Annotated in this window: 21 protein-coding genes; 12 read left to right on the forward strand and 9 right to left on the reverse strand. The window is 40.3% G+C overall.

What is annotated here, in order from left to right; translation table 11 throughout:
* Nucleotides 1–28: 28 nt before the first annotated feature.
* The 3 genes from hflD to DES39_RS02255 form a co-directional block, all read right to left on the reverse strand.
* Entirely contained in the window at nt 29–661 is a 633-nt protein-coding gene (gene hflD, locus DES39_RS02245) for a high frequency lysogenization protein HflD (RefSeq protein WP_170143314.1), read from the reverse strand.
* The gene (gene mnmA, locus DES39_RS02250) at nt 651–1,817 is read right to left on the reverse strand and encodes a tRNA 2-thiouridine(34) synthase MnmA (RefSeq protein WP_281271050.1); all 1,167 of its coding nucleotides are present in this window, start codon (nt 1,815–1,817) and stop codon (nt 651–653) included. Before mnmA ends, hflD begins: the two co-directional genes overlap by 11 nt.
* Nucleotides 1,818–1,950: 133 nt before the next feature.
* Complete coding sequence (locus DES39_RS02255) at nt 1,951–2,634, reverse strand: LexA family transcriptional regulator (RefSeq protein WP_121144137.1); 684 nt, start codon at nt 2,632–2,634, stop codon at nt 1,951–1,953.
* 191 nt (nt 2,635–2,825) lie between these two features.
* Between DES39_RS02255 and DES39_RS02260 the strand changes: the two genes are divergently transcribed.
* A complete protein-coding gene (locus DES39_RS02260) occupies nt 2,826–3,041 on the forward strand; it encodes a helix-turn-helix domain-containing protein (protein ID WP_121144138.1) in 216 nt (71 codons plus the stop codon).
* 139 nt (nt 3,042–3,180) lie between these two features.
* Here DES39_RS02260 and tpiA read toward each other — a convergent pair whose 3' ends face one another.
* The gene (gene tpiA / locus DES39_RS02265; protein WP_121144139.1) at nt 3,181–3,945 is read right to left on the reverse strand and encodes a triose-phosphate isomerase; all 765 of its coding nucleotides are present in this window, start codon (nt 3,943–3,945) and stop codon (nt 3,181–3,183) included.
* A gap of 98 nt (nt 3,946–4,043) precedes the next feature.
* On the opposite strand from tpiA, the gene zapB reads away from it, so the two are divergent.
* From zapB to ydiJ, 11 genes are all read left to right on the forward strand, one after another.
* The gene (zapB, locus tag DES39_RS02270) at nt 4,044–4,289 is read left to right on the forward strand and encodes a cell division protein ZapB (RefSeq protein WP_121144140.1); all 246 of its coding nucleotides are present in this window, start codon (nt 4,044–4,046) and stop codon (nt 4,287–4,289) included.
* A 153-nt stretch (nt 4,290–4,442) separates the two neighbouring features.
* Nucleotides 4,443–5,768: a DUF2868 domain-containing protein gene (locus DES39_RS02275; RefSeq protein ID WP_121144141.1), complete on the forward strand. Its 1,326-nt coding sequence runs from the start codon at nt 4,443–4,445 to the stop codon at nt 5,766–5,768.
* On the forward strand, nt 5,758–7,122 hold the full coding sequence (locus DES39_RS02280) for a GTPase/DUF3482 domain-containing protein (RefSeq protein ID WP_121144142.1): 1,365 nt from the start codon (nt 5,758–5,760) through the stop codon (nt 7,120–7,122). The genes DES39_RS02275 and DES39_RS02280 overlap by 11 nt, the downstream gene beginning before the upstream one ends.
* Nucleotides 7,109–7,588 (forward strand): NlpC/P60 family protein, encoded by a 480-nt coding sequence (locus DES39_RS02285; RefSeq protein ID WP_121144759.1) that lies wholly within the window; start codon nt 7,109–7,111, stop codon nt 7,586–7,588. The genes DES39_RS02280 and DES39_RS02285 overlap by 14 nt, the downstream gene beginning before the upstream one ends.
* A 128-nt stretch (nt 7,589–7,716) precedes the next feature.
* Nucleotides 7,717–9,741, forward strand: coding sequence for a DNA polymerase III subunit gamma/tau (gene dnaX / locus DES39_RS02290; protein ID WP_121144143.1), 2,025 nt, complete (start codon nt 7,717–7,719; stop codon nt 9,739–9,741).
* Between the two features lie 58 nt (nt 9,742–9,799).
* A complete protein-coding gene (locus tag DES39_RS02295) occupies nt 9,800–10,138 on the forward strand; it encodes a YbaB/EbfC family nucleoid-associated protein (protein WP_121144144.1) in 339 nt (112 codons plus the stop codon).
* A gap of 329 nt (nt 10,139–10,467) precedes the next feature.
* Entirely contained in the window at nt 10,468–11,145 is a 678-nt protein-coding gene (locus DES39_RS02300) for a hypothetical protein (protein ID WP_147405412.1), read from the forward strand.
* Between the two features lie 105 nt (nt 11,146–11,250).
* Nucleotides 11,251–11,862 (forward strand): recombination mediator RecR, encoded by a 612-nt coding sequence (gene recR / locus DES39_RS02305; protein WP_121144146.1) that lies wholly within the window; start codon nt 11,251–11,253, stop codon nt 11,860–11,862.
* Nucleotides 11,863–11,913: 51 nt separating this feature from the next.
* The gene (locus DES39_RS02310; RefSeq protein WP_121144147.1) at nt 11,914–12,732 is read left to right on the forward strand and encodes a pyridoxal phosphatase; all 819 of its coding nucleotides are present in this window, start codon (nt 11,914–11,916) and stop codon (nt 12,730–12,732) included.
* A gap of 4 nt (nt 12,733–12,736) precedes the next feature.
* Nucleotides 12,737–13,450 (forward strand): tRNA pseudouridine(65) synthase TruC, encoded by a 714-nt coding sequence (gene truC / locus DES39_RS02315; RefSeq protein WP_121144148.1) that lies wholly within the window; start codon nt 12,737–12,739, stop codon nt 13,448–13,450.
* 125 nt (nt 13,451–13,575) lie between these two features.
* Nucleotides 13,576–16,662 carry a D-2-hydroxyglutarate dehydrogenase YdiJ gene (gene ydiJ / locus DES39_RS02320; RefSeq protein ID WP_121144149.1) on the forward strand — a complete coding sequence of 1,029 codons (3,087 nt, stop codon included), beginning with the start codon at nt 13,576–13,578 and terminating at the stop codon, nt 16,660–16,662.
* 94 nt (nt 16,663–16,756) lie between these two features.
* On the opposite strand, the gene hisIE is transcribed toward ydiJ, so the two are convergent.
* Genes hisIE through hisB form a run of 5 tightly spaced genes read right to left on the reverse strand, consistent with a single transcriptional unit; the run spans nt 16,757 to nt 20,531 of the window.
* Nucleotides 16,757–17,371, reverse strand: a complete 615-nt coding sequence (gene hisIE, locus DES39_RS02325; protein ID WP_121144150.1) for a bifunctional phosphoribosyl-AMP cyclohydrolase/phosphoribosyl-ATP diphosphatase HisIE — start codon at nt 17,369–17,371, stop codon at nt 16,757–16,759.
* Nucleotides 17,365–18,141, reverse strand: a complete 777-nt coding sequence (gene hisF, locus DES39_RS02330; protein ID WP_121144151.1) for an imidazole glycerol phosphate synthase subunit HisF — start codon at nt 18,139–18,141, stop codon at nt 17,365–17,367. The genes hisIE and hisF overlap by 7 nt, the downstream gene beginning before the upstream one ends.
* Nucleotides 18,123–18,860: a 1-(5-phosphoribosyl)-5-[(5-phosphoribosylamino)methylideneamino]imidazole-4-carboxamide isomerase gene (gene hisA / locus DES39_RS02335; protein WP_121144760.1), complete on the reverse strand. Its 738-nt coding sequence runs from the start codon at nt 18,858–18,860 to the stop codon at nt 18,123–18,125. The genes hisF and hisA overlap by 19 nt, the downstream gene beginning before the upstream one ends.
* 16 nt (nt 18,861–18,876) lie before the next feature.
* Nucleotides 18,877–19,464, reverse strand: coding sequence for an imidazole glycerol phosphate synthase subunit HisH (gene hisH / locus DES39_RS02340; RefSeq protein ID WP_121144152.1), 588 nt, complete (start codon nt 19,462–19,464; stop codon nt 18,877–18,879).
* The gene (gene hisB / locus DES39_RS02345; RefSeq protein ID WP_121144153.1) at nt 19,464–20,531 is read right to left on the reverse strand and encodes a bifunctional histidinol-phosphatase/imidazoleglycerol-phosphate dehydratase HisB; all 1,068 of its coding nucleotides are present in this window, start codon (nt 20,529–20,531) and stop codon (nt 19,464–19,466) included. The genes hisH and hisB overlap by 1 nt, the downstream gene beginning before the upstream one ends.

The raw sequence follows: 20,531 nt of genomic DNA on the forward strand, positions 1-20,531 counted from the left end.
AGTGGCGTTTTGTCATCATGACTTAATATTATCGTAAAATATCATTAGCAGCATTCACGATATTTTTACGGGCAAAAAGAAACTGCCAACGACTGCCCCCGACTTGATGCCACAGCGTTGCGGCTCTTACGCTACCAAATAACGCTGAGCGTACTTTGGCTTGAACTAAAGTATTTTGCAAATATTCGATTTTGCCCACCACTCTAATTTTTGACGTGAGGGGGCTGATAATATCGCAATAGATACCAGCTAAAGAATAAGATATTTCATCGCGGTGATTAGCAAATAACGTATCATTATTTTCTGACTGATACACAGATTCAATCCGCGTTAAACGTTGCGAAATTTTTGCTAAAGCATCATGGTTTTTTAATAGTTTATGAGTTACACCAAGTGCGCCGAACACATAGCGAATCACTTCAGCATTGTGTTTTTGATTATGATTAAATAATTGAATCAAAATTTCTAGGCCCACTTTGATGTTTTGTGGGCCGCCAAATACATCTTGAGCAGAAGTCGGATTAGTATTAAAAATACTACTGAGTGAAACATCATAGAGTGTTGTATCACACTGACCGGTGTTGGCTAATGTCGGCACTAACATCGCACTTTGGCACACGCCGCCTAATGCAATGGCGATATGATGATATTTATTGTTCATAATAACTCTCTTTATTGGCCGATACATGTTGGTCAAACTGGCGATGTGTTCTTTCTTCTATAATCCCACCGCCAAGGCAAACTTCGCCTTGATAAAATACCGCTGATTGACCTGGTGTAACGGCTGCGATAGGGTATGCAAAAACCACGGTAATTTTATCATCGTCAATTGGAGTTAATGTACATGGGATATCTTGCTGGCGATAACGCGTTTTAACCGTACATGTCAGCTGGGCGGTTAATGCTTTACGATCAACCCAGTGGAGTTGACTGGCAATTAATCCGCCTGAAAGCAGCGCAGGATGATCATGCCCTTGTGCAACGATGAGTTCATTGTTGCTGATATCTTTATCGACCACATACCATGGTGTTTCATCGGCATTTTTTAGTCCGCCAATACCGAGACCTTTTCTTTGCCCAAGCGTGTGATACATTAAGCCTTGATGTTCACCAATGATCTCGCCATCAACGGTTCTAATAACGCCAGACTGAGCTGGGAGATAGCGAGCAAGAAAATCACTAAATTTTCGTTCACCAATAAAGCAAATTCCGGTTGAATCTTTTTTGGCTGCGGTTGCTAATCCTAATTTATGGGCAATCGCTCTGACGTCTGGTTTTTCCAGTTCACCCACCGGAAATAAGCTCTTAGCGATTTGTTGTTCACTGAGTGTATACAGGAAATAACTTTGATCTTTGTTATTATCAATGCCTCTGAGCAACTTAACTTGACCTTGGTGATCGCTGCGGCGAACATAATGGCCTGTTGCAATATAATCTGCCCCGAGATCTTCAGCGGCGTAATCTAAAAATGCTTTAAATTTAATCTCTTTATTACACAAAATATCCGGATTTGGTGTTCGGCCGGCTTGGTATTCTGATAGAAAGTGCTCAAAAACGTTATCCCAATATTCAGCGGCGAAATTGATTGTCAGCAGTTTTATGCCTAATTTATCGCATACTGCTTGCGCATCAGCGAGATCCGATGCCGCTGAACAGTATTCTTCATTATCATCTTCTTCCCAGTTTTTCATGAACAAACCAACAACATCATATCCTTGTTGCTGAAGTAAATAGGCTGATACAGAAGAGTCGACACCGCCAGACATTCCAACAATGACTTTCACTTTTTTTGAATGACTTATTTCATTTTTTGACATAATTAACTATAAACTAAATAGAAGGAACATTGCTGACAATTTTATCATAAATGATAAAAGAGCAATAATGTTTTACGGTAAAAAGATAAATAACCATTTATTAAGGTGGTTGATAAATGGCTGCTAAATCGAGTTAAGAGAGATCTTTTAAGATACAGATCACCCGACCAATAATTTTAAATTCATCTGCTGAATTTGATTTATCTATTTTGATTGATGGGTATTTTTCATTATCGGATAATAATAAGAAATATTTACCGTGATTTTGTATCCGTTTAACACTAAAAGATTCACCATATTCAATCACATAGATATAACCATCAAATGAGAACAAGTTGGCGGTATTGATAATTAAGGTATCGTTATCTGATATAGTTGGCGACATAGAATCACCTTTTGCAGTAAAAACGTACAACTGTTCAATATCAAAATTATGATGTTTGATACAGTTTAAATCGAAAGGTAAAGTTCGTTTATTATCGAGTGGGGCCAGAGGGTCGTAATTATCAGACGGCTTGTTTTGATAAGCGGGAATATAAACAACTTTTTGCGTACTTTTGTTAGATATGAGCCGACACTCTCCTTGGCCTGTGGCTAACCATTCTATCGGTACATTGCATTTTTTGGCGATCATTGCCAAACGGTTTAAAGATGGATAGGTTTTGCCTGATAAGTAATCCCTAATTACCGCTTCAGACATACCGACTTTTTTAGCGAAAGCATTACCAGACATTCCTTCTTGCGCAAGTGAGAGCCTATTTTTGAACTCCAGAATACCAGTGTCTGCCAATAGTTTTTGTTTTTCAAGTTCTGTCATTGTTACCTTCAAGTTTTACTTACTTTTAAAATAATATAAGTATATTTACAAATTTTTTTTGTATAAATGTGTACTTTTTTGTTTAAATTCGTTTTTTTGTGTGGTATTCTTTATCTCATTATGGTGTATTTTCACATCATTATATAGTATTGCACCGATAATCTTAACTATCTACATAAGAGGATCTCATAATGAGAGTACAAGATCAAGACTGGCTACCGTCAAGAGTAGTGGGGGAAATTAAAATTCGTGGAGGAAGTCTAAGAGATTTGTCCCGTAAAAGTGGTTTACAAGCTGACACACTAAGGAATGCATTATATCGTCATTGCCCTAAATATGAAAAAATTATTTCTGAATATTTAAATGTTCCTGTAGAAAAAATTTGGCCAACTCGGTATAAGAAATAGTCAACAACCTATCCTGTCTAATTTCCTTATCTTAATTTGTTAAATAGATTCACCTACTTTTGTAGGAGTAGACCTATTTAACATTTATGATCGTGCAGTGACTTACAGACTAAATAAGCTAGTAAGTCACTGTTAATGATTATTTTTTGGCCGATTCGGCTGCTTTTACAATGGCTGCAAACGCATCTGCTTTCAATGACGCTCCGCCAACTAATGCACCATCGATATCGGGTTGGGTAAATAATTCAGCTGCATTTTTGTCATTCACTGAGCCACCGTATTGAATAATCACTTGCTGTGCAACACTTGCATCAAGTTTGGCGAGGTGATCTCGGATGAATTTATGGACGGCTTGTGCTTGGGCTGGCGTTGCTGACTTACCCGTACCAATTGCCCAAACTGGTTCATAAGCAATGACGGTATTATTGAATGCTTTTACACCAAGCAGATCAATGACTGCGTCAATTTGTTTTGCGCAAACTGCCTCAGTTTGTCCCGCTTCGTTTTCTGCTTCGGTTTCACCGATACATAAAACCGGCACTAGACCACTTTCTTTTAATATCGCAAATTTTTCTGCAATAAATTTATCGCACTCTTTATGATAAGTACGGCGCTCTGAATGACCAATAATAATATGTGTCGCGCCCACTTCTTTAAGCATATCAGCTGAAATATCACCGGTATAAGCCCCCGATAGGTGAGTGTCGACATTTTGCGCACCTAAAATAATATTGCTGTCAGCTAGCAATTTTTGTACATAGTCTAAATAAACAACAGGCGGTGCAATTGCAACGTCGCAACCCTCAATATTGGCAAGGTGTTTTGTTAAGCCAGTGACTAAATCTAAAGCCATCGGTTTACTGCCATTAAGTTTCCAATTTCCCATAACAAGAGGTTTACGCATAATTTTCTCCAATAATTGCATTTAATTGAGTGTAGATTTAATTTGAATTCGCTATAATATATCTCATTATACACAAATAATTGTTATTGAGGATCAATATGTCTTTAGAAATACTTAATCAGTTAGAAACTAAAATTCAACAAACTGTCACTACTATTCAATCATTACAACGTGAAATCGATGAATTGAAACAAAAAAATCAGGATTTAGAGACGCTAATTAGCGAAGAGTCTGACGAAGTGACCAATTTACGTAATCAAAATATGGCATTACAACAAGAACAAACTGCGTGGCAAGAACGTATTTCGACGTTAGTCAGTAAAATTGGCGAAATATCACGTTAAGATTATTACAATTAAACCGAGTACTTAAAAGGGCATGTTATGCCCTTTTTTAGTTTATCTTGCGCAAAAATAACGCTATGATTATTTTATGTCAGCATGATCACGATGATAGTTTTGTACAACGTGATAAACGTATGAATAAAAAGAGATGCAATGAATCAATATTTAAAATCATTATGGTTAACTGAAACGGTTCGCTTGATTGAACACAATAATGGCCGATTTCGTGATGATGAAGCAAATCGTCAAGCAAGGGCGTTAAATGCCCCCCTCGATGAACGTATTATTATGCGAGCTGAGATCATTAGTGAACAACATGAGTTAACGCGAGCACAAGCTCATTGGCTCAATTCGGTTAAATTATCCATGATTATTTTACTTATTGTGGCGGTATTTACCGGCAGCGGACTTGCGCTGGGCGCGTTAGCGTATAATCCGGTTAATTTATATTGGGCACTGTTATGTTTGCTTGGTGTTCATTTAGTCACATTATGCTTATGGATATTATCAAGTGTTTTCTTGCCGAATGAAAGTGGCAGCTTGTTTATTCATCTTTGGTTATGGCTCGCTAAAAAATTATCACAAAAAACGACGACAACACAAATTTTGCCCGCCTTTATTACGCTATTTTCTAGGCAAATACGGTGGTTAGTTGGTTTAATTGTGAACGTGCTTTGGACTGTGATTTTATGTGCTGCGCTAATTGTGTTAGTGGGTTTATTGTCGACCAAAAATTACAGTTTTGAATGGCAAACGACGCTATTAAGCGCTGAATCGGTCATTACCTTAACCCGCTTGTTAGGTGAACTGCCCGCCGCACTCGGTTTTTCATTGCCAGATACTGAAATGATTCGCGCCAGCGAACAAGCCATCACTAATGGAGAGATTCGATCGGCCTGGGCGGTTTGGCTACTCGGTATTTTTATTGTTTATGGTGTTGCTGTTCGAGCTATTTTGTGTATTTTTTGCTGGGTAAAATGGCGAATTAGTTGTAATAGTATAAGCCTCAATTTACAATATCCCGAATACCAAATGTTAAGCCATGATTTAGAGCCAACATCGATTAAATCGGTCATTGATGCACAAGCAGATTGGCAAGTAAGCCGCAGCAAGGCTGCTGCGTTATTTCGGTCTGGTGGCAAGAATATGCTTGTTGCGATCGATATTGAAACGCATTGGCAATCACCTGAAAATATCGATTTTATCGGCTTTGTAAACAACCATAAGCAGAGGGAAACGGTGCTTGATTTGTTGCAGCAGCAGCCAGCAGAAAAATTGTTAATCGCAATTGATAGTGATCGTACTCCCGATCGCGGCATGATACATCTTATTCAGACTTTGGCGAGTAAATCCTCGCAAACGAAAGTATGGTTTATTAATCAAGGGCGGCAATGGAATAACTGGCAAGAGAATCTGGCGAGCCTTAATATTGAGCAGGCTAATTCGCGCTGGTTATTGGAAGGCAAGCATGATGCTTAATGAACTTAATTTGGCTATTGTGGGTCATGCCAATGTGGGTAAAACATCATTACTGCGAACATTGACACAAGATAGCCATTTAGGAAGCATCGCTGACAAACCTGGCACGACAACACATGTTGAAAGAATCACCTTTTCACTCGCACAAAACAAAAAAATTCATTTTTACGATACACCTGGTATCGAAGACAGCATTGCGCTGTATGATTATATTCGCCAGTTGGATCGTTTTAATACTAAAAGCGATGGCATTGATAAACTAAACCTATTTTTAGCCAGTCCTGAATCACAGCATCAATTTGAGCAAGAAGCAAAAGTTATTCGCCAATTATTGAAAAGTGACGTCGCAATTTATGTCGTGGATGTGCGAGAACCCGTACTTGAGAAATACCATGACGAGCTAGCTATACTTGCTTATAGCGATAAGCCAGTCCTAGCGGTACTTAACTATACGGCATCGTCTTCACCCAATGAAACGAATTGGAAAACATTGCTTGCCAGAGTCGGTATCCATACTATTGTTCGTTTTGATGCGGTGTTTCCATCGATCGATGGTGAAATCCGCCTTTACCAAAGCTTATTATTACTGATTGAACCTGCCCAAGCAATTTTAAACCAATGGCAAGAAAAAATTCAGCAACAGCGTGCATCTCGTGATTATGCAGCTAAAATCGTAATTGCTGAAACGCTCATTGACGTTGTTGCTTATCATGAGTTGGTGAAAAACAACATTGAAGCGGTGGTTAAATCAATGCAAGATCAAGTGCGTCGACGAGAGCAAAAAGCCATCGATGATTTATTATCGTTATATCAGTTTTCTGTTGCGCAAGAAAGTAGTGAGAATATGCCTATATTACAAGGTCGTTTTAAAAGCGATTTATTTAATAAAGAAGCGCTGAAGTTAATGGGGATACATTTAAGCAAAGGCGTTATTTCAGGTGCAGCAATTGGTGCGGGTGTTGATTTAGCGGTTGGTGGTATCACGTTAGGTTCAGCGGCTTTAATTGGTGCAACAATTGGCGGAATTGCACAAACAGCCAAGCATTACGGCGCACGAATCAAACAAAAAATATCAGGCCATACTAATATGACCATCGATGATGCCGTTATCTGTTTTTTATCGCTACGATTATTACAGCTAAAGGCAAGCTTGAATGCGCGAGGTCATGCTAATAATATGCCGATTGTTTTAGCTAAATTAGATGAGAATGAATGGAAAAAGGGCAAATTACCTAAATCGTTACAAATTGCCCGAGCTCACCCTAATTGGTCTACACTTAATCATCATCGCTATAAAAAACACGATGATCAACGTCAAGAGGTTTTGGAACATGTTGCAAATGAATTGGATTAGGATATTTAAGCTTGTTAATGTCCTAATTGCATTAGTGATGTTAAGTGCTTGCAGCTCTGAAGCTTCATTGAAATACGCAGATAAAAAATCCGATTTTGTGATGCTGAAAAAAATCGAACAACAATATCAAGTCTGGAATAAAACACCCTATCGCTATGGCGGTAATACGCTAAATGGCGTGGATTGTTCAGCATTTGTAAAACGTTTTTATAGCGATAAGTTTAATATGTGGATTCCTCGGGTGACGACCGATCAAGCAAAAATTGGCGTATCGGTTTCACAATTACAAGCTGGCGATTTGATTTTTTTTAAAACCGGCCGCGGATCAGCGGGTTTACATGTCGGTATTTATTATAAAAATGGTCAATTTTTACATGCATCAACATCTGATGGTGTCCGCTTTTCTAACGTCAATGATAGCTACTGGAAAAAACATTACTGGATCGCCAAACGTGTTGTTAGCTAATTAATTGTCATTTTTATGTTGCAATTTTGCTAATCAATAACAGATAAATTGCCCGCTAAACTCACAATAAATTTATGCTATAATGCAAAAAAATCGGATGTTTGATAAAGTACGGTAAGAGTTAAATGATGAGTTATCAAGTTTTAGCCAGAAAATGGCGCCCTAAAGCATTTGCCGATGTTGTCGGTCAACAACATGTGTTAACCGTATTAGCAAATGCACTTTCTTTGGGGCGTGTTCACCATGCTTATCTCTTTTCAGGAACGCGCGGCGTTGGAAAAACATCGATCGCGCGTTTATTAGCTAAAGGCCTTAATTGCGAAAAAGGTATCACCGCCAATCCTTGTGGTGAGTGTGATAACTGCCGTGATATTGAACTGGGACGGTTTATCGACTTACTTGAAATTGACGCCGCATCGCGCACTAAAGTTGAAGATACTCGTGAAATTCTCGACAATATTCAATACCTGCCAACGAAAGGGCGCTTTAAAGTCTATTTGATCGATGAAGTTCACATGCTATCGCGTAGCAGTTTCAATGCTTTATTAAAAACGCTCGAAGAGCCACCTGAACACGTTAAATTCTTATTGGCGACAACCGATCCACAAAAACTACCTATTACGATTTTATCGCGTTGTTTACACCTGCACCTTAGCGTACTTGATCACGATTTAATTAGGCAACAATTAGTTAAAATACTGCATAGTGAGCAAATTGAAGCTGATGATAAAGCGCTACAATTATTAGCACAAGCAGCAAATGGTAGCATGCGTGACGCACTGAGTTTAACGGATCAATCCATTGCATTGGGCAATGGCAAAATCGATACGCAGTCAGTAAGCATTATGCTTGGTACGCTCGATAAAGTGATCCCTTTTGAACTCATTGAAGCGATGTATCAAGGTGATGGTAATCGTTTGATGCAGCACCTTGAGCAGGCAGCTAAACAAGGTGTTGACTGGGATCATCTATTGACCGAAACGTTAACACTATTGCACCAAATCTCATTGTTACAAATTGTGCCAAGTGCAATTGGTGATTATAGTGATTATCAAGAGCGCATTCGTTATTTAGCACAGCATATTGCGCCTAATGATGTTCAGCTATTTTATCAAATTTTGTTAATGGGCCGAAAAGAGCTTACTTATGCACCCGATAAAAAAATGGGTGTTGAAATGGGCTTTTTGCGCGCATTGGCCTTCATACCTAAAACGTTGATATCATCTAACGCTAAATCGGATAATGAAAGGCAAGTCGCGCAGGAAGATAATCCCCTCGCTCGTTCGATTGACCCCGCAATGAATCGTGCAGCAACCGATAATCAGCCGATACAAGAACTACCTATCGCGACTACCAAAAAAACGACGCAATTAGCGCCCCCTCCCGCAAGTGCCCCCGAGATTGATCATCATGTTGCTGATGCGACAAAAAGCATTTTAGCAGCAAGGCAACAAGTTATTGAGAGCGAAAAAAATGTAAAAAAGTCTGATCAGGTTGAGCGCACTCAACCTGAATTGATGGCGCGAAGTGTGGAAAGTCATTCGGCAAGATTGTTAACTGCCGCTGATCCGTCTGAGCAGATACAGTCAGCGGCAATGCCGGGAGAAGAACTCAATTCTACGGAAGAAACTGCTGAAACCTATCAATGGCAATTTAGTGAGCATTTCACACCTAATGCCGAAACGGTGTTGGATGCTAAAACCGTTAAACAAGCGTTTTTGCATGAAAAAACACCCGAACTTAATCAGAAGCTGATTGATGAGGCTGCGCAAATTGATTCCTGGAGTGCTGAGATAAATATATTAACCATGCCACCTTTAATCAAGCAAATTGCGATAAACGCATTTTTAGAATATGTTGAGCCAACCAAACTCATATTACATATTCGTTCAACCTTAGCTCATTTGGTGCGTAGCGATAACAATGTTAAACGTTTAGCCGAAATATTATCCTCACACCGTGGCCAAGAGCTATCATTAACGGCGGTAGTTGATGATGATAAATCGCACTTAACCCCTTTAGAAGTGCGCGAAAAAATTTATCAAACGAAATTGGCCCAAGCAAAAAAAGGCGTTTTGCAAGACAGTAAAGTGGCCATGATTTGCCAATTTTTTGAAGCGCGAATTGATGAAGAGAGTATTCGTCCTGTATAATACTGCATTTTAATCACGACTAAATGTAATGTACTAACAATTTTAAGAGGAATTAATCATGTTTTCTGGTGGTAAAGGTGGTTTGGGTAATATTATGAAGCAAGCACAGCAAATGCAAACGCGTATGCAAAAAGTGCAAGAAGAGATCGCCCTAATGGAAGTAACTGGCGAATCAGGGGCTGGTATGATCAAAGTAACCGTCAATGGCGCGCATAATTGCCGACGTGTTGAAATTGATCCATCACTGTTAACTGATGATGATAAAGAAATGTTAGAAGATTTAATTGCCGCAGCTTATAATGATGCAAGCCGTCGTTTGGATGAAGCCCAAAAAGAAAAGATGGCTCAAGTGACGGGTGGCATGCAATTACCGCCTGGCTTTAAGATGCCATTTTGATAGAGTAACCTATGTTTTATCGCTTACCTTTGTTATTTTCAGCGAGTTATTATATTATTCTACTCTCAGCTCAAGTGCTGTCTTTGTTTTTTGGGCGGAAGTTTATTAATGATACGACCGCTCAGCGTAATACAATTACTAAAATGGCGTTATACGATTTAACGTCTTTTTTCTTTGTGTTAATCTTGAGTTGTTTCTTTTTTTATCAAAATAAACTCTATTTTTATATTGCGAGAAATAAGTCGCGTATTCGGATATTAGCACTTGTTTTTGCTTTGATTTATTTATTCACAGAGTGTGTATTATCCTATTTGATCAAGATTATTTTTATGAGTAATTTTGTCAAATTAGGTGAACAATCTAGTAATTATCATCAGGCTGATCAAATTCCGATAGTAAATTCACTCATTGAGATCTCAACAAACATCTGGTTATATATTATTAGCGGTATTGTGTTATATATTCTAGTTAAATTAAGCCGACGGTTTTTTCAAACGCCATTAATTGATAGTTTTGCACAATCTCACCAACAAAAATTACCGAGTTCAAGTAATCAACTTAATAGCAATATGACTCAACAAGATAGCAGCAAGTTTTATGCCATTATTTTTGCATCGATTTTTTGTTTTGTCAGTAATGGTGCGATGTGGAATATTTATTTTCGTATTTTTTCATCCGTTTATGAAATTAATGTTTTACTCAATGAGTATGACAACATGATTTTCCTATTTGGTTTTGCCTCGGTGATATTTAGCTATGTTTTTTTATACTGTATTAGTCAAAAATTTATTTTAAAAACATATAGTTGGTTACCTATTTCAAGTTTGTTAACCGCAAGTACGATAACATTAATCTTGTTTGGGATATCATCATTAATGATAAGTTGTTTTATGTTACCGTTTGTCTTTGCATTTCACTCAATAATCCTATTACTGCTGTGGTTTATCGTTTGTTATGCGGTTTTATATTGTTTAACTCGCTTTGCATTAAGGCGTTATTTTGCCTGATACTTCGCGCGACAAATCAAAAAGCAGTGTGAGATTTTATTGATAGTGCATATTGATGCGCTGTTTATATAATGTTGTTAATTAACATAATCATTTGGTAGTAAGATGCAAATTAGTCCTTTATTACAGTCTTTAATCGAGGCGCTAAGGTGTTTACCTGGCGTCGGTCCTAAAAGTGCTCAGCGCATGGCATTTCATTTATTGCAACGCAATCGTAAAGGTGGCATTGAATTAGCACATCTCTTACATGAGGCAATGATTAACATTGGGCATTGTGAGGATTGTCGAACATTTACAGAACAGCACAAATGCGCTATTTGTGCCAATTCTCGACGTATCGAAAGTGGCCAGCTATGCATTGTTGAAACACCTGCTGATATTGTGGCAATTGAGCAAACCGGACAATACAGTGGACGCTATTTTGTGCTTTTGGGGCATCTTTCACCATTAGATGGCATTGGCCCCAATGATATTGGTTTAGATAAGCTCAACATACGATTACGTAGTGAGCAAATTAATGAAGTGATTTTAGCAACTAACCCAACTATTGAAGGGGAAGCTACTGCTAATTATATTGCGCAAATGTGTAGTGAGGCTGATATTATCGCAACGCGCATCGCTCACGGCGTGCCAGTTGGTGGTGAACTTGAAACTGTTGATGGCACAACGTTGTCTCACTCATTTTTGGGACGCCAAAAAATCGATATTTATCGATAAATCAGTGAATCATTTAGCGTTCATATTTTTAATCATTATAACGAGGATATTATGACCTATAAAGCCGTTGCTTTTGATATGGATGGGACATTACTAAACAGCCAAAGAGCCATCTTGCCTGAAACGATAGCTGCCATTGAGCTGGTAACGCAAAAAGGGATAAAAGTGATTTTAGTCACGGGGCGTCATCACAGTGTGATTTACCCTTACTTTCACCAATTGCAGCTCAATACACCGGCTATTTGTTGCAATGGTAGCTACCTTTATGATTTTAGCAAACAGCGTTATTTTGATGCGCATCCTTTATCGAAAACACAAGCTAAGTTATTACTTAATTTAGTCAACGAATACCGCATTCACACGTTGCTTTATACCGATAGTTATATGACTTATGAAGTGCTTGATGATCATCTTGCTGGATTATTTAAATGGATTGATTCATTACCTCAAGCGCTACAGCCTAAATTGATGAAAGTCGATAGTTTTCTTGATGTGATTGACAATAGCAAAGAGGTCTTTAAGTTTGCCACGAGCTCACATGATATTCCGGCGTTACAAGCGTTTTCTAAAGCAGTTGAGCAAACAGGTCAATTTGAGTGTGAATGGTCTTGGGTTAATCGCGCCGATGTGGCTTTAAAAGGCAATAGTAAAGGCAATGGACTGGCTAACTGGGCGAAGTCAGAGCAGATGGACTTACAAGATATTGTTGCATTTGGTGATAGTTATAATGATATCAGCATGTTAAAAACTGTTGGTCTGGGCATTGCGATGGGTAACGCCGATGATGAGGTTAAGTCACAAGTGACACGAGTGATTGGTGATAATAATCAGCCCAGTATTGCTCAAGAACTAACCCGTTTATTTTTATAACACGATGTTTGATATCTTATACCAAGATCAGTATCTTATTGCGATAAATAAGCCATCAGGTTGGCTTGTTCATCGCAGTTGGCTCGATAAAAATGAAAAAGTGGTGGTGATGCAAACACTGCGCGATCAAATTGGTCAACATGTGTTTCCGGTTCATCGATTAGATCGGCCGACCTCCGGCGTGTTATTGTTGGCGCTATCGAGTGAAGTTGCGCACTTATTAGCGCAGCAGTTTTCGCAGAGGCAACCACAAAAAACCTATCATGCCATTGTACGTGGCGTCATTACTGAGAGCGGTAAGATTGATTATCCGTTAGTTGAAGAACTCGATAAGATTGCCGATAAATTTGCTGATAAGGCCAAGCCAGCACAATCGGCGGTGACGCAGTACCAACCGATAAGCTCGGTAGAGATTCCCGTTAGCGTTGGCAAGTATCCAACGGCACGTTATAGCTTTGTGAAGCTTAAACCACTGACGGGGCGTAAACATCAACTTAGACGCCATATGAAGCATATTTTTCACCCGATCATTGGTGATAGTCGGCATGGTGATTTACATCAAAATCGCGCATTTGCGCAATATTTTGCTATTAAACGTTTGATGCTACATGCGAGTGAACTCACCTTTCTCCACCCGATAAGCCAGCAACCGATGACGATTCGCTGTGATTTTGATCCGCAGTGGCAAATGCTATTGTCGGCATTTTCTGCTCAGTAATATTATGTATAGCAGTGCCTGTGGGTGCTGCTATCGGCAATAATATACCTATTATTATCATTTAACTTATTGATTGCCTGTGTTAGATTAACATTAATCATTTTCCAACCCAATGTTGTATAAATATGATACCGCAAATTAAACACTCGCCACAAATTAGTCCACTTACGCTACGTTATTTACAAGCGTTACGCGATAGCGGATTTGGTGGTGATATTGCAACGGATTATGCCTCACGATTAAGTCTGGCAACGGATAACAGTATTTATCAGCTGTTACCTCAAGCTATCTTATTTCCGCGCAACATTGATGATATAACTTTGTTAACCACCTTAGCGCAACAATCGGATTATCATGCTATTCGCTTTACCCCTCGCGGTGGCGGCACTGGCACCAATGGTCAATCGCTTAATCACGATATTATTGTGGATTTATCCCGGCATATGAATCGTATTTTAGCCATTGATGTTGAGCAAGGCTGGGTAAAAGTTGAAGCGGGAGTGGTGAAAGATCAGCTTAATCAATATCTGGCGCCTTATGGCTATTTCTTTTCCCCCGAGCTATCAACCAGTAACCGTGCGACAATTGGCGGGATGATTAGTACTGATGCTTCAGGGCAAGGCTCGATGGTTTATGGCAAAACATCCGATCATACCTTAGCACTTAAAGCGGTATTATTAACCGGTGATATTTTACAAACCGGCAAGCAGTCGTTGACGGAGGTCGCTGATCTTTTGGCTCAAACAACGCCAATCGCCGATATTTATCGAACAGTGTTTAATTATTGCCGTGATCATCGTGCACTGATTTTAGACTGTTTTCCCAAATTGAACCGTTTTTTAACCGGCTACGATCTCAAGCACGTATTTAACGATGAGATGACGGAGTTTGATTTAACCCGGTTAATTACGGGTTCTGAAGGGACGTTAGCCTTTGTTGCAGAGGCAACATTACGCATTATTCCACTGCCTAAAGTTCGTTATTTAATTAATATTAAATACGATTCGTTTCAATCGGCTTTAAAACATGCGCCATGGTTAGTTGAGGCAAAAGCGCTATCGGTTGAAACCGTTGATTCAAAAGTCCTTAATTTAGCGAAACAAGATATTATTTGGCAATCAGTACAAAATTTAATTACCGATGTTAAAGGCTATGACTTGCAAGGCATTAATATTGTCGAATTTGCCGGTCAAGATTTTGATGAGGTCAACGCTAAATTTATTGCGTTATGTCAGCAGTTAGATCGCTTGCTTGAGGGTAACGCAATTGGTGTGATTGGTTATCAAACTTGTGATCAATTGGCTGAAATTAATAAAATTTATGCCATGCGTAAAAAAGCGGTTGGCTTGCTTGGTAATGCGCAAGGGGCACAAAAACCGATTCCGTTTGTTGAAGATACCTGCGTCCCCCCTGAGCATTTAGCTGATTATATTATGGAGTTCAGGGCATTACTTGATCAGCATCACTTAACTTATGGCATGTTTGGTCATGTGGACTCAGGCGTATTGCATGTTCGGCCGGCTTTGGATCTTTGTAATAGTGAGCAGCGAAAACTGATTAGAACCCTATCTGATCGCGTTGTCGAATTGACGGCAAAGTATGGTGGTTTGCTGTGGGGCGAGCATGGTAAAGGTCTGCGTAGTGAGTATAGCCCTGCATTTTTTGGTGAGACGCTCTATCATGGGCTACGAACGATTAAAGCGGCCTTTGATCCCAATAATCGGTTAAATCCCGGAAAAATTTGTGTGCCATTAACGATTGATGAACCGCTTTATTCGATTGAGTCAACCGGGCGGGGCGAGTACGATCAAACCATTCCTATCCGTGTTAAACAGGTTTTTCACGGTGCGATGGAGTGTAATGGTAACGGTTTATGTTTTAACTTTGATATCAATAGTCCAATGTGTCCTTCGATGAAGATCTCAGCCAATCGTGTTTATTCGCCAAAAGGTCGGGCCGCGCTGGTGCGAGAATGGTTACGCTTACTGGTAGAGCAGGGCATGAATGAACATGACATTAATACGATTTATCCGCAAAAACGCGGATCGCTCATTGAGCTAGCCAAGCGCTTGACCAATACGATTAACGCAAAACGCGGTGAGTATGATTTTTCTCATGAAGTCAAACAATCGATGAGTTACTGCTTATCTTGTAAAGCTTGCTCGACGCAGTGCCCGATTAAAATCGATGTACCTGATTTTAAAGCGCGTTTCTTACAGCTTTACCACACGCGTTATTTACGTCCATTAAAAGATTATGCCGTTGGCCATATTGAAACCTTGTTACCTTTAATGGCGAAAACGCCTCGTTTTTTTAACGTCTTTATGCGCCTTTCAGTCACAGACTATCTGTCGCGAAAAATGGTGGGCATGACCAGTTTACCTTTGCTCTCTTATCCAACGTTAAAACAGCAGTTAGCGGGCCATCATAGCGCTAATATCACTTTACCGCAGTTGAAGGCGTTAACTGTTGCAGAGCGTCAGCAGTATGTGCTCATTGTGCAAGATCCTTTTACCTCCTATTACGATGCTAAAGTGGTGTCTGATTTTGTCAAATTGGCCGAAAAACTGGGTTTTAAACCGGTGGTTTTGCCGTTTATACCCAATGGTAAAGCACAGCATATTAAAGGCTTTCTGGCCCAATTTGCCAAAACAGCTAAGTCAGCCGCTGATGCCTTAACGCAAATTGCTGCTTTGGGTATGCCAATGGTAGGCGTAGATCCCGCTTTGGTGCTTTGTTATCGCGATGAATATCAGCAGATGCTACAAGATGATAAAGGCGATTTCACGGTATTATTATCCCATGAATGGTTAGCTCAACTTAATTTGCCATTACAAGGTAAAGAGCATCAGGCAGTATCTCAGTGGTACTTGCTCGGTCATTGTAGTGAAACCACGCAATTACCGGCAAGTCGTGCCCAATGGCAAGCAATCTTCGCCCATTTTGGCGCTAATTTACACATTGTTGATGTCGGGTGTTGTGGTATGGCGGGGACTTATGGTCATGAACTGGCTAACTTACACGACTCTGAAAAACTGTATCAACTGTCGTGGCAGCAAGCGTTAGCAAAATATCCAAGCACACACTGTTTAACGACTGGATATTCATGTCGCAGTCAAGTTAAACGTTTTGAAAAGCTAGTACTAAAACATCCATTACAGGCATTGCTCGCTTTAATCGAGCAGCATGAATGCAGTGCAACTGCTATTTAATCGATCTTAACCGGTGATTCATTTTATAGAGTATCACTGATAATGATCAAAAAAAACCGCATTGATGCGGTTTGATATAAAAATAAGGGGATAATTATTGTTGATGACGTGCTTTTAAAATACCAATCACATCGGTTAAATTGAGCTGTTGATCTTGTAGCAGCACCAAGAGATGATAGATTAAATCAGCCGATTCATTTTTCAGCTCTTCGCGATCATTAACGGTTGCGGCAAGCGCGGTTTCAACGCCTTCTTCCCCGACTTTTTGGGCAATGCGTTTTGTACCGTCATGATAGAGCTTTGCGGTATACGATGTATTTGGATCGGCACTTTTACGCGAAGCAAGTAGCTGCTCAAGCGCAAATAAAAAGCCGCCTGCTGATTGTGCGTCATTAAAGCAGCTGCGATTACCGGTATGGCAAGTTGGGCCAACCGGATTGACTAAGATAAGTAAGCTATCATTATCACAATCAGCGCTAATACTCACCACATTGAGCACGTTCCCTGAGGTTTCGCCTTTCATCCATAATCGTTGTTTGGTACGAGAATAGAAGGTGACGTTATTGGATTCAACAGTTTTAGCTAGCGCTTCTTGGTTCATATAACCTAGCATTAAGACATCGCCAGAGATGGCATGTTGAATAATAGCTGGCATTAAGTGGTCGACTTTTTGCCAGTCAAGCTGATCAATTTGTGCGGTTGTTAACATAAGCGTATTTCGACTCCGTTATCCGATAAATATTGTTTGAGTTCGTGAATATTAATGATCTGTTTATGAAACACTGAGGCAGCAAGTGCACCATCGACGTCGGCTTGTCGAAAAGCATCTAAAAAGTGGTGCATTTGACCTGCGCCGCCAGAGGCAATCAATGGCACATGGCAAACGGATTTAACGGCGCAAAGCTGCGCCAAATCATAGCCATTTTTCACGCCATCTTGGTTCATCATATTAAGAACGATTTCGCCAGCCCCTCGTCGCTGCACTTCTGCAACCCAGTCGATTGTTTGCCAAGTGGTTGCAACAGTGCGTTTTTCATCGCCGGTGAATTGGTACACATGGTAATTATTACGCGTGTCATCATGCCAGCTATCAATACCGACAACTACGCACTGTACACCAAAGCGATCGGCCAGGCGGCTAATGAGTGATGGATCGGCTAGTGCAGGGGAATTGATGGAAATCTTATCAGCGCCAAAAGATAAAATACGTGCGGCATCTTCAACGGTTTTAATGCCGCCAGCCACACAAAATGGAATATCAATGACCTCGGCGACTTTGCTAACCCAACTTTTATCGACAACGCGGTCATCTGATGAGGCGGTGATATCATAAAAGACCAGCTCATCAGCGCCTTCTTGTGCATAACGTTTAGCTAACGGCACGATATCACCGATGATTTCGTGGTTACGAAATTGCACGCCTTTCACGACTTGACCATTTTTGACATCAAGACAGGGGATTATGCGTTTTGCCAGCATTTTATAGCCTCCCTAACGGTAAATTTTCCTTCGAGTAATGCTCTACCGACGATAACGCCGTTAACGCCGCTATGCTCTAGTGCTTTGACATCATCGAGTTGACCGATTCCCCCCGACGCTTGCAAGGCCACTTGGGGGTATTTTTGACTAATTTGTTGATATAGTGCCACATTAGTGCCACATAACGTGCCATCTTTAGCAATGTCTGTACACAGCACATGCTTAAGGCCATATGGGAGAAAATCCTCAATGACGTCTTCTAAGGTTTGCTGTGACTCTTCTTGCCAGCCATGAATAGCGATATGCTTTTGCCCAGCATCATTAATGCGCACGTCCAGTGCTAATACTAAGCGCTCAGCGCCATAGGTGGTAAACCACGATTTAACCATATCGGGTGATTTGATTGCCGTCGAACCAATGACGACTCGAGCAGCCCCAGCACTAAACAGCGCGGCAACATCGGATTCATAGCGAATACCGCCACCAATTTGGACCGGAATCTTCACACCATTAATCAGCGTTTTGATTAACGCAATTTGTCGTTTTTGTGGATCTTTGGCACCAGTTAAATCGACTAAATGTAAAATTTCAGCGCCTTGTGCCTGATAATCTTGCAGCCTAAGTAGTGGGTCATTCCCATAGTCGCGTTGCTGATTATAGTCGCCTTGATGTAGACGCACCACATTACCATCAATCAGATCGAGTGCAGGAATAATAATTGGTTTTGGCATCGTCTTACATCTCCAAAAAGTTTTTTAATAGCTGTGCACCCACCGCTCCAGAACGCTCGGGGTGAAACTGTACACCGAAGTAATTATCTTTTTGCACCGCGGCTGAAAAATTTTCACCGTAGCGGGTTTCGGCAATGGTTGCTGAGCAAAGCAGCAGTGCATAGCTGTGCACAAAGTAAAAATAGCTACCATCTGGAATGTTTCTAAATAAGTGATGACCGGCTTTAGGATAAACATTATTCCACCCCATGTGCGGAATAGGTAGACCGCAATCGGGAATTTTCTCAATGGTTTCATCAATCATTCCTAACGTATCAACATCACCTTCCTGACTATGTTTTGCTAATAGCTGCATACCCAGACAAATACCTAAAATTGGTTGGGTACAGACTTTGATGAGTTCAATTAAGTTGCGCTCTTGTAGTTGAGCCATTGCCGAAGCAGCCGTGCCAACGCCGGGCAAAAACAGCTTATCTGATTGTAAGACTTGTTCTGGATTGGCAGTAATGATTGGTGAATAACCTAATCGCTCAATGGCATATTTGACGGATGATAAATTGGCACAGCCAGTATCAAGGATAACAATCTCCATTACAGTACTCCTTTTGAACTTGGTAGTTGATTGCCATCAAGTTTAATTGCTTGTTTTAAGGTTCGGGCAAAGGCTTTAAACAGGCTTTCCACCTTATGGTGATCATTATCGCCAGTGGTTTCAAGGTGTAAAGTAATCGCCATTGCATAACTTAATGAGTAAAAAAAGTGCTCAACCATTTGAGTACTCATGTCACCCACTTTTTGATGTGTGAATGGCGCTGAAAATTTAAGATAAGGGCGAGCGGAAATATCGATTGCACATTGGGCTAAACACTCATCCATTGGAATCACTGCGGCATAACGTGTAATTCCGCGTTTATCACCCAAGGCAACTTTTAATGCTTCACCTAGCGCCAGGCCAGTATCTTCAATCGTATGATGATCATCAACGTGCAAATCGCCATTCACCTCAATATTTAAGCGAATGCCGCCATGAGTAGCAATTTGATCGAGCATATGGTCAAAAAAGCCAATGCCAGTATTGATGTGATTATTGCCTTGCCTGTCAAGCCAGACCTCGACAAGAATTTGTGTCTCTTTGGTGTGGCGCTCAGCTTTGCCATAGCGATCGGGCGTTGTTAATCGTTGGGTTATTTCATCCCAGTTTAACGTAGTAGGATTGTACCGTAATCCGGTAATGCCCATATTATTGGCTAACTGTACATCGGTTTGGCGATCACCAATCACATAGCTGTGTTGCTTGTCGAGCTTGCCGCTCATTAAATAAGGCAGCACCAGCTCAATATTGGGCTTACGACATGAGCAATTATCAGTTGGGAAGTGTGGGCAAATTAGCACGTCTTCAAATTTGATGCCTTGTGAGCGAAAGACTTGCATCATCAAATTATGTGGGCCATCAAAATCGGCTTTTGGGTAACTATTTGTGCCCAGACCATCTTGGTTAGTGACCATGACTAATTTAAAACCTGCCGCTTGTAGTTTGAGTAAAGCGGGGATGACATGGGCTTCAAAAGCCAATTTTTCAAATTTATCCACTTGAAAATCAACCGGCGGCTCAGTGATTAATGTGCCATCTCTATCGATAAACAGGTACTTTTGTTGCAT

This window comes from Orbus hercynius (assembly GCF_003634275.1).
In the GTDB taxonomy this organism is placed as follows: Bacteria; Pseudomonadota; Gammaproteobacteria; order Enterobacterales; family Orbaceae; genus Orbus; species Orbus hercynius.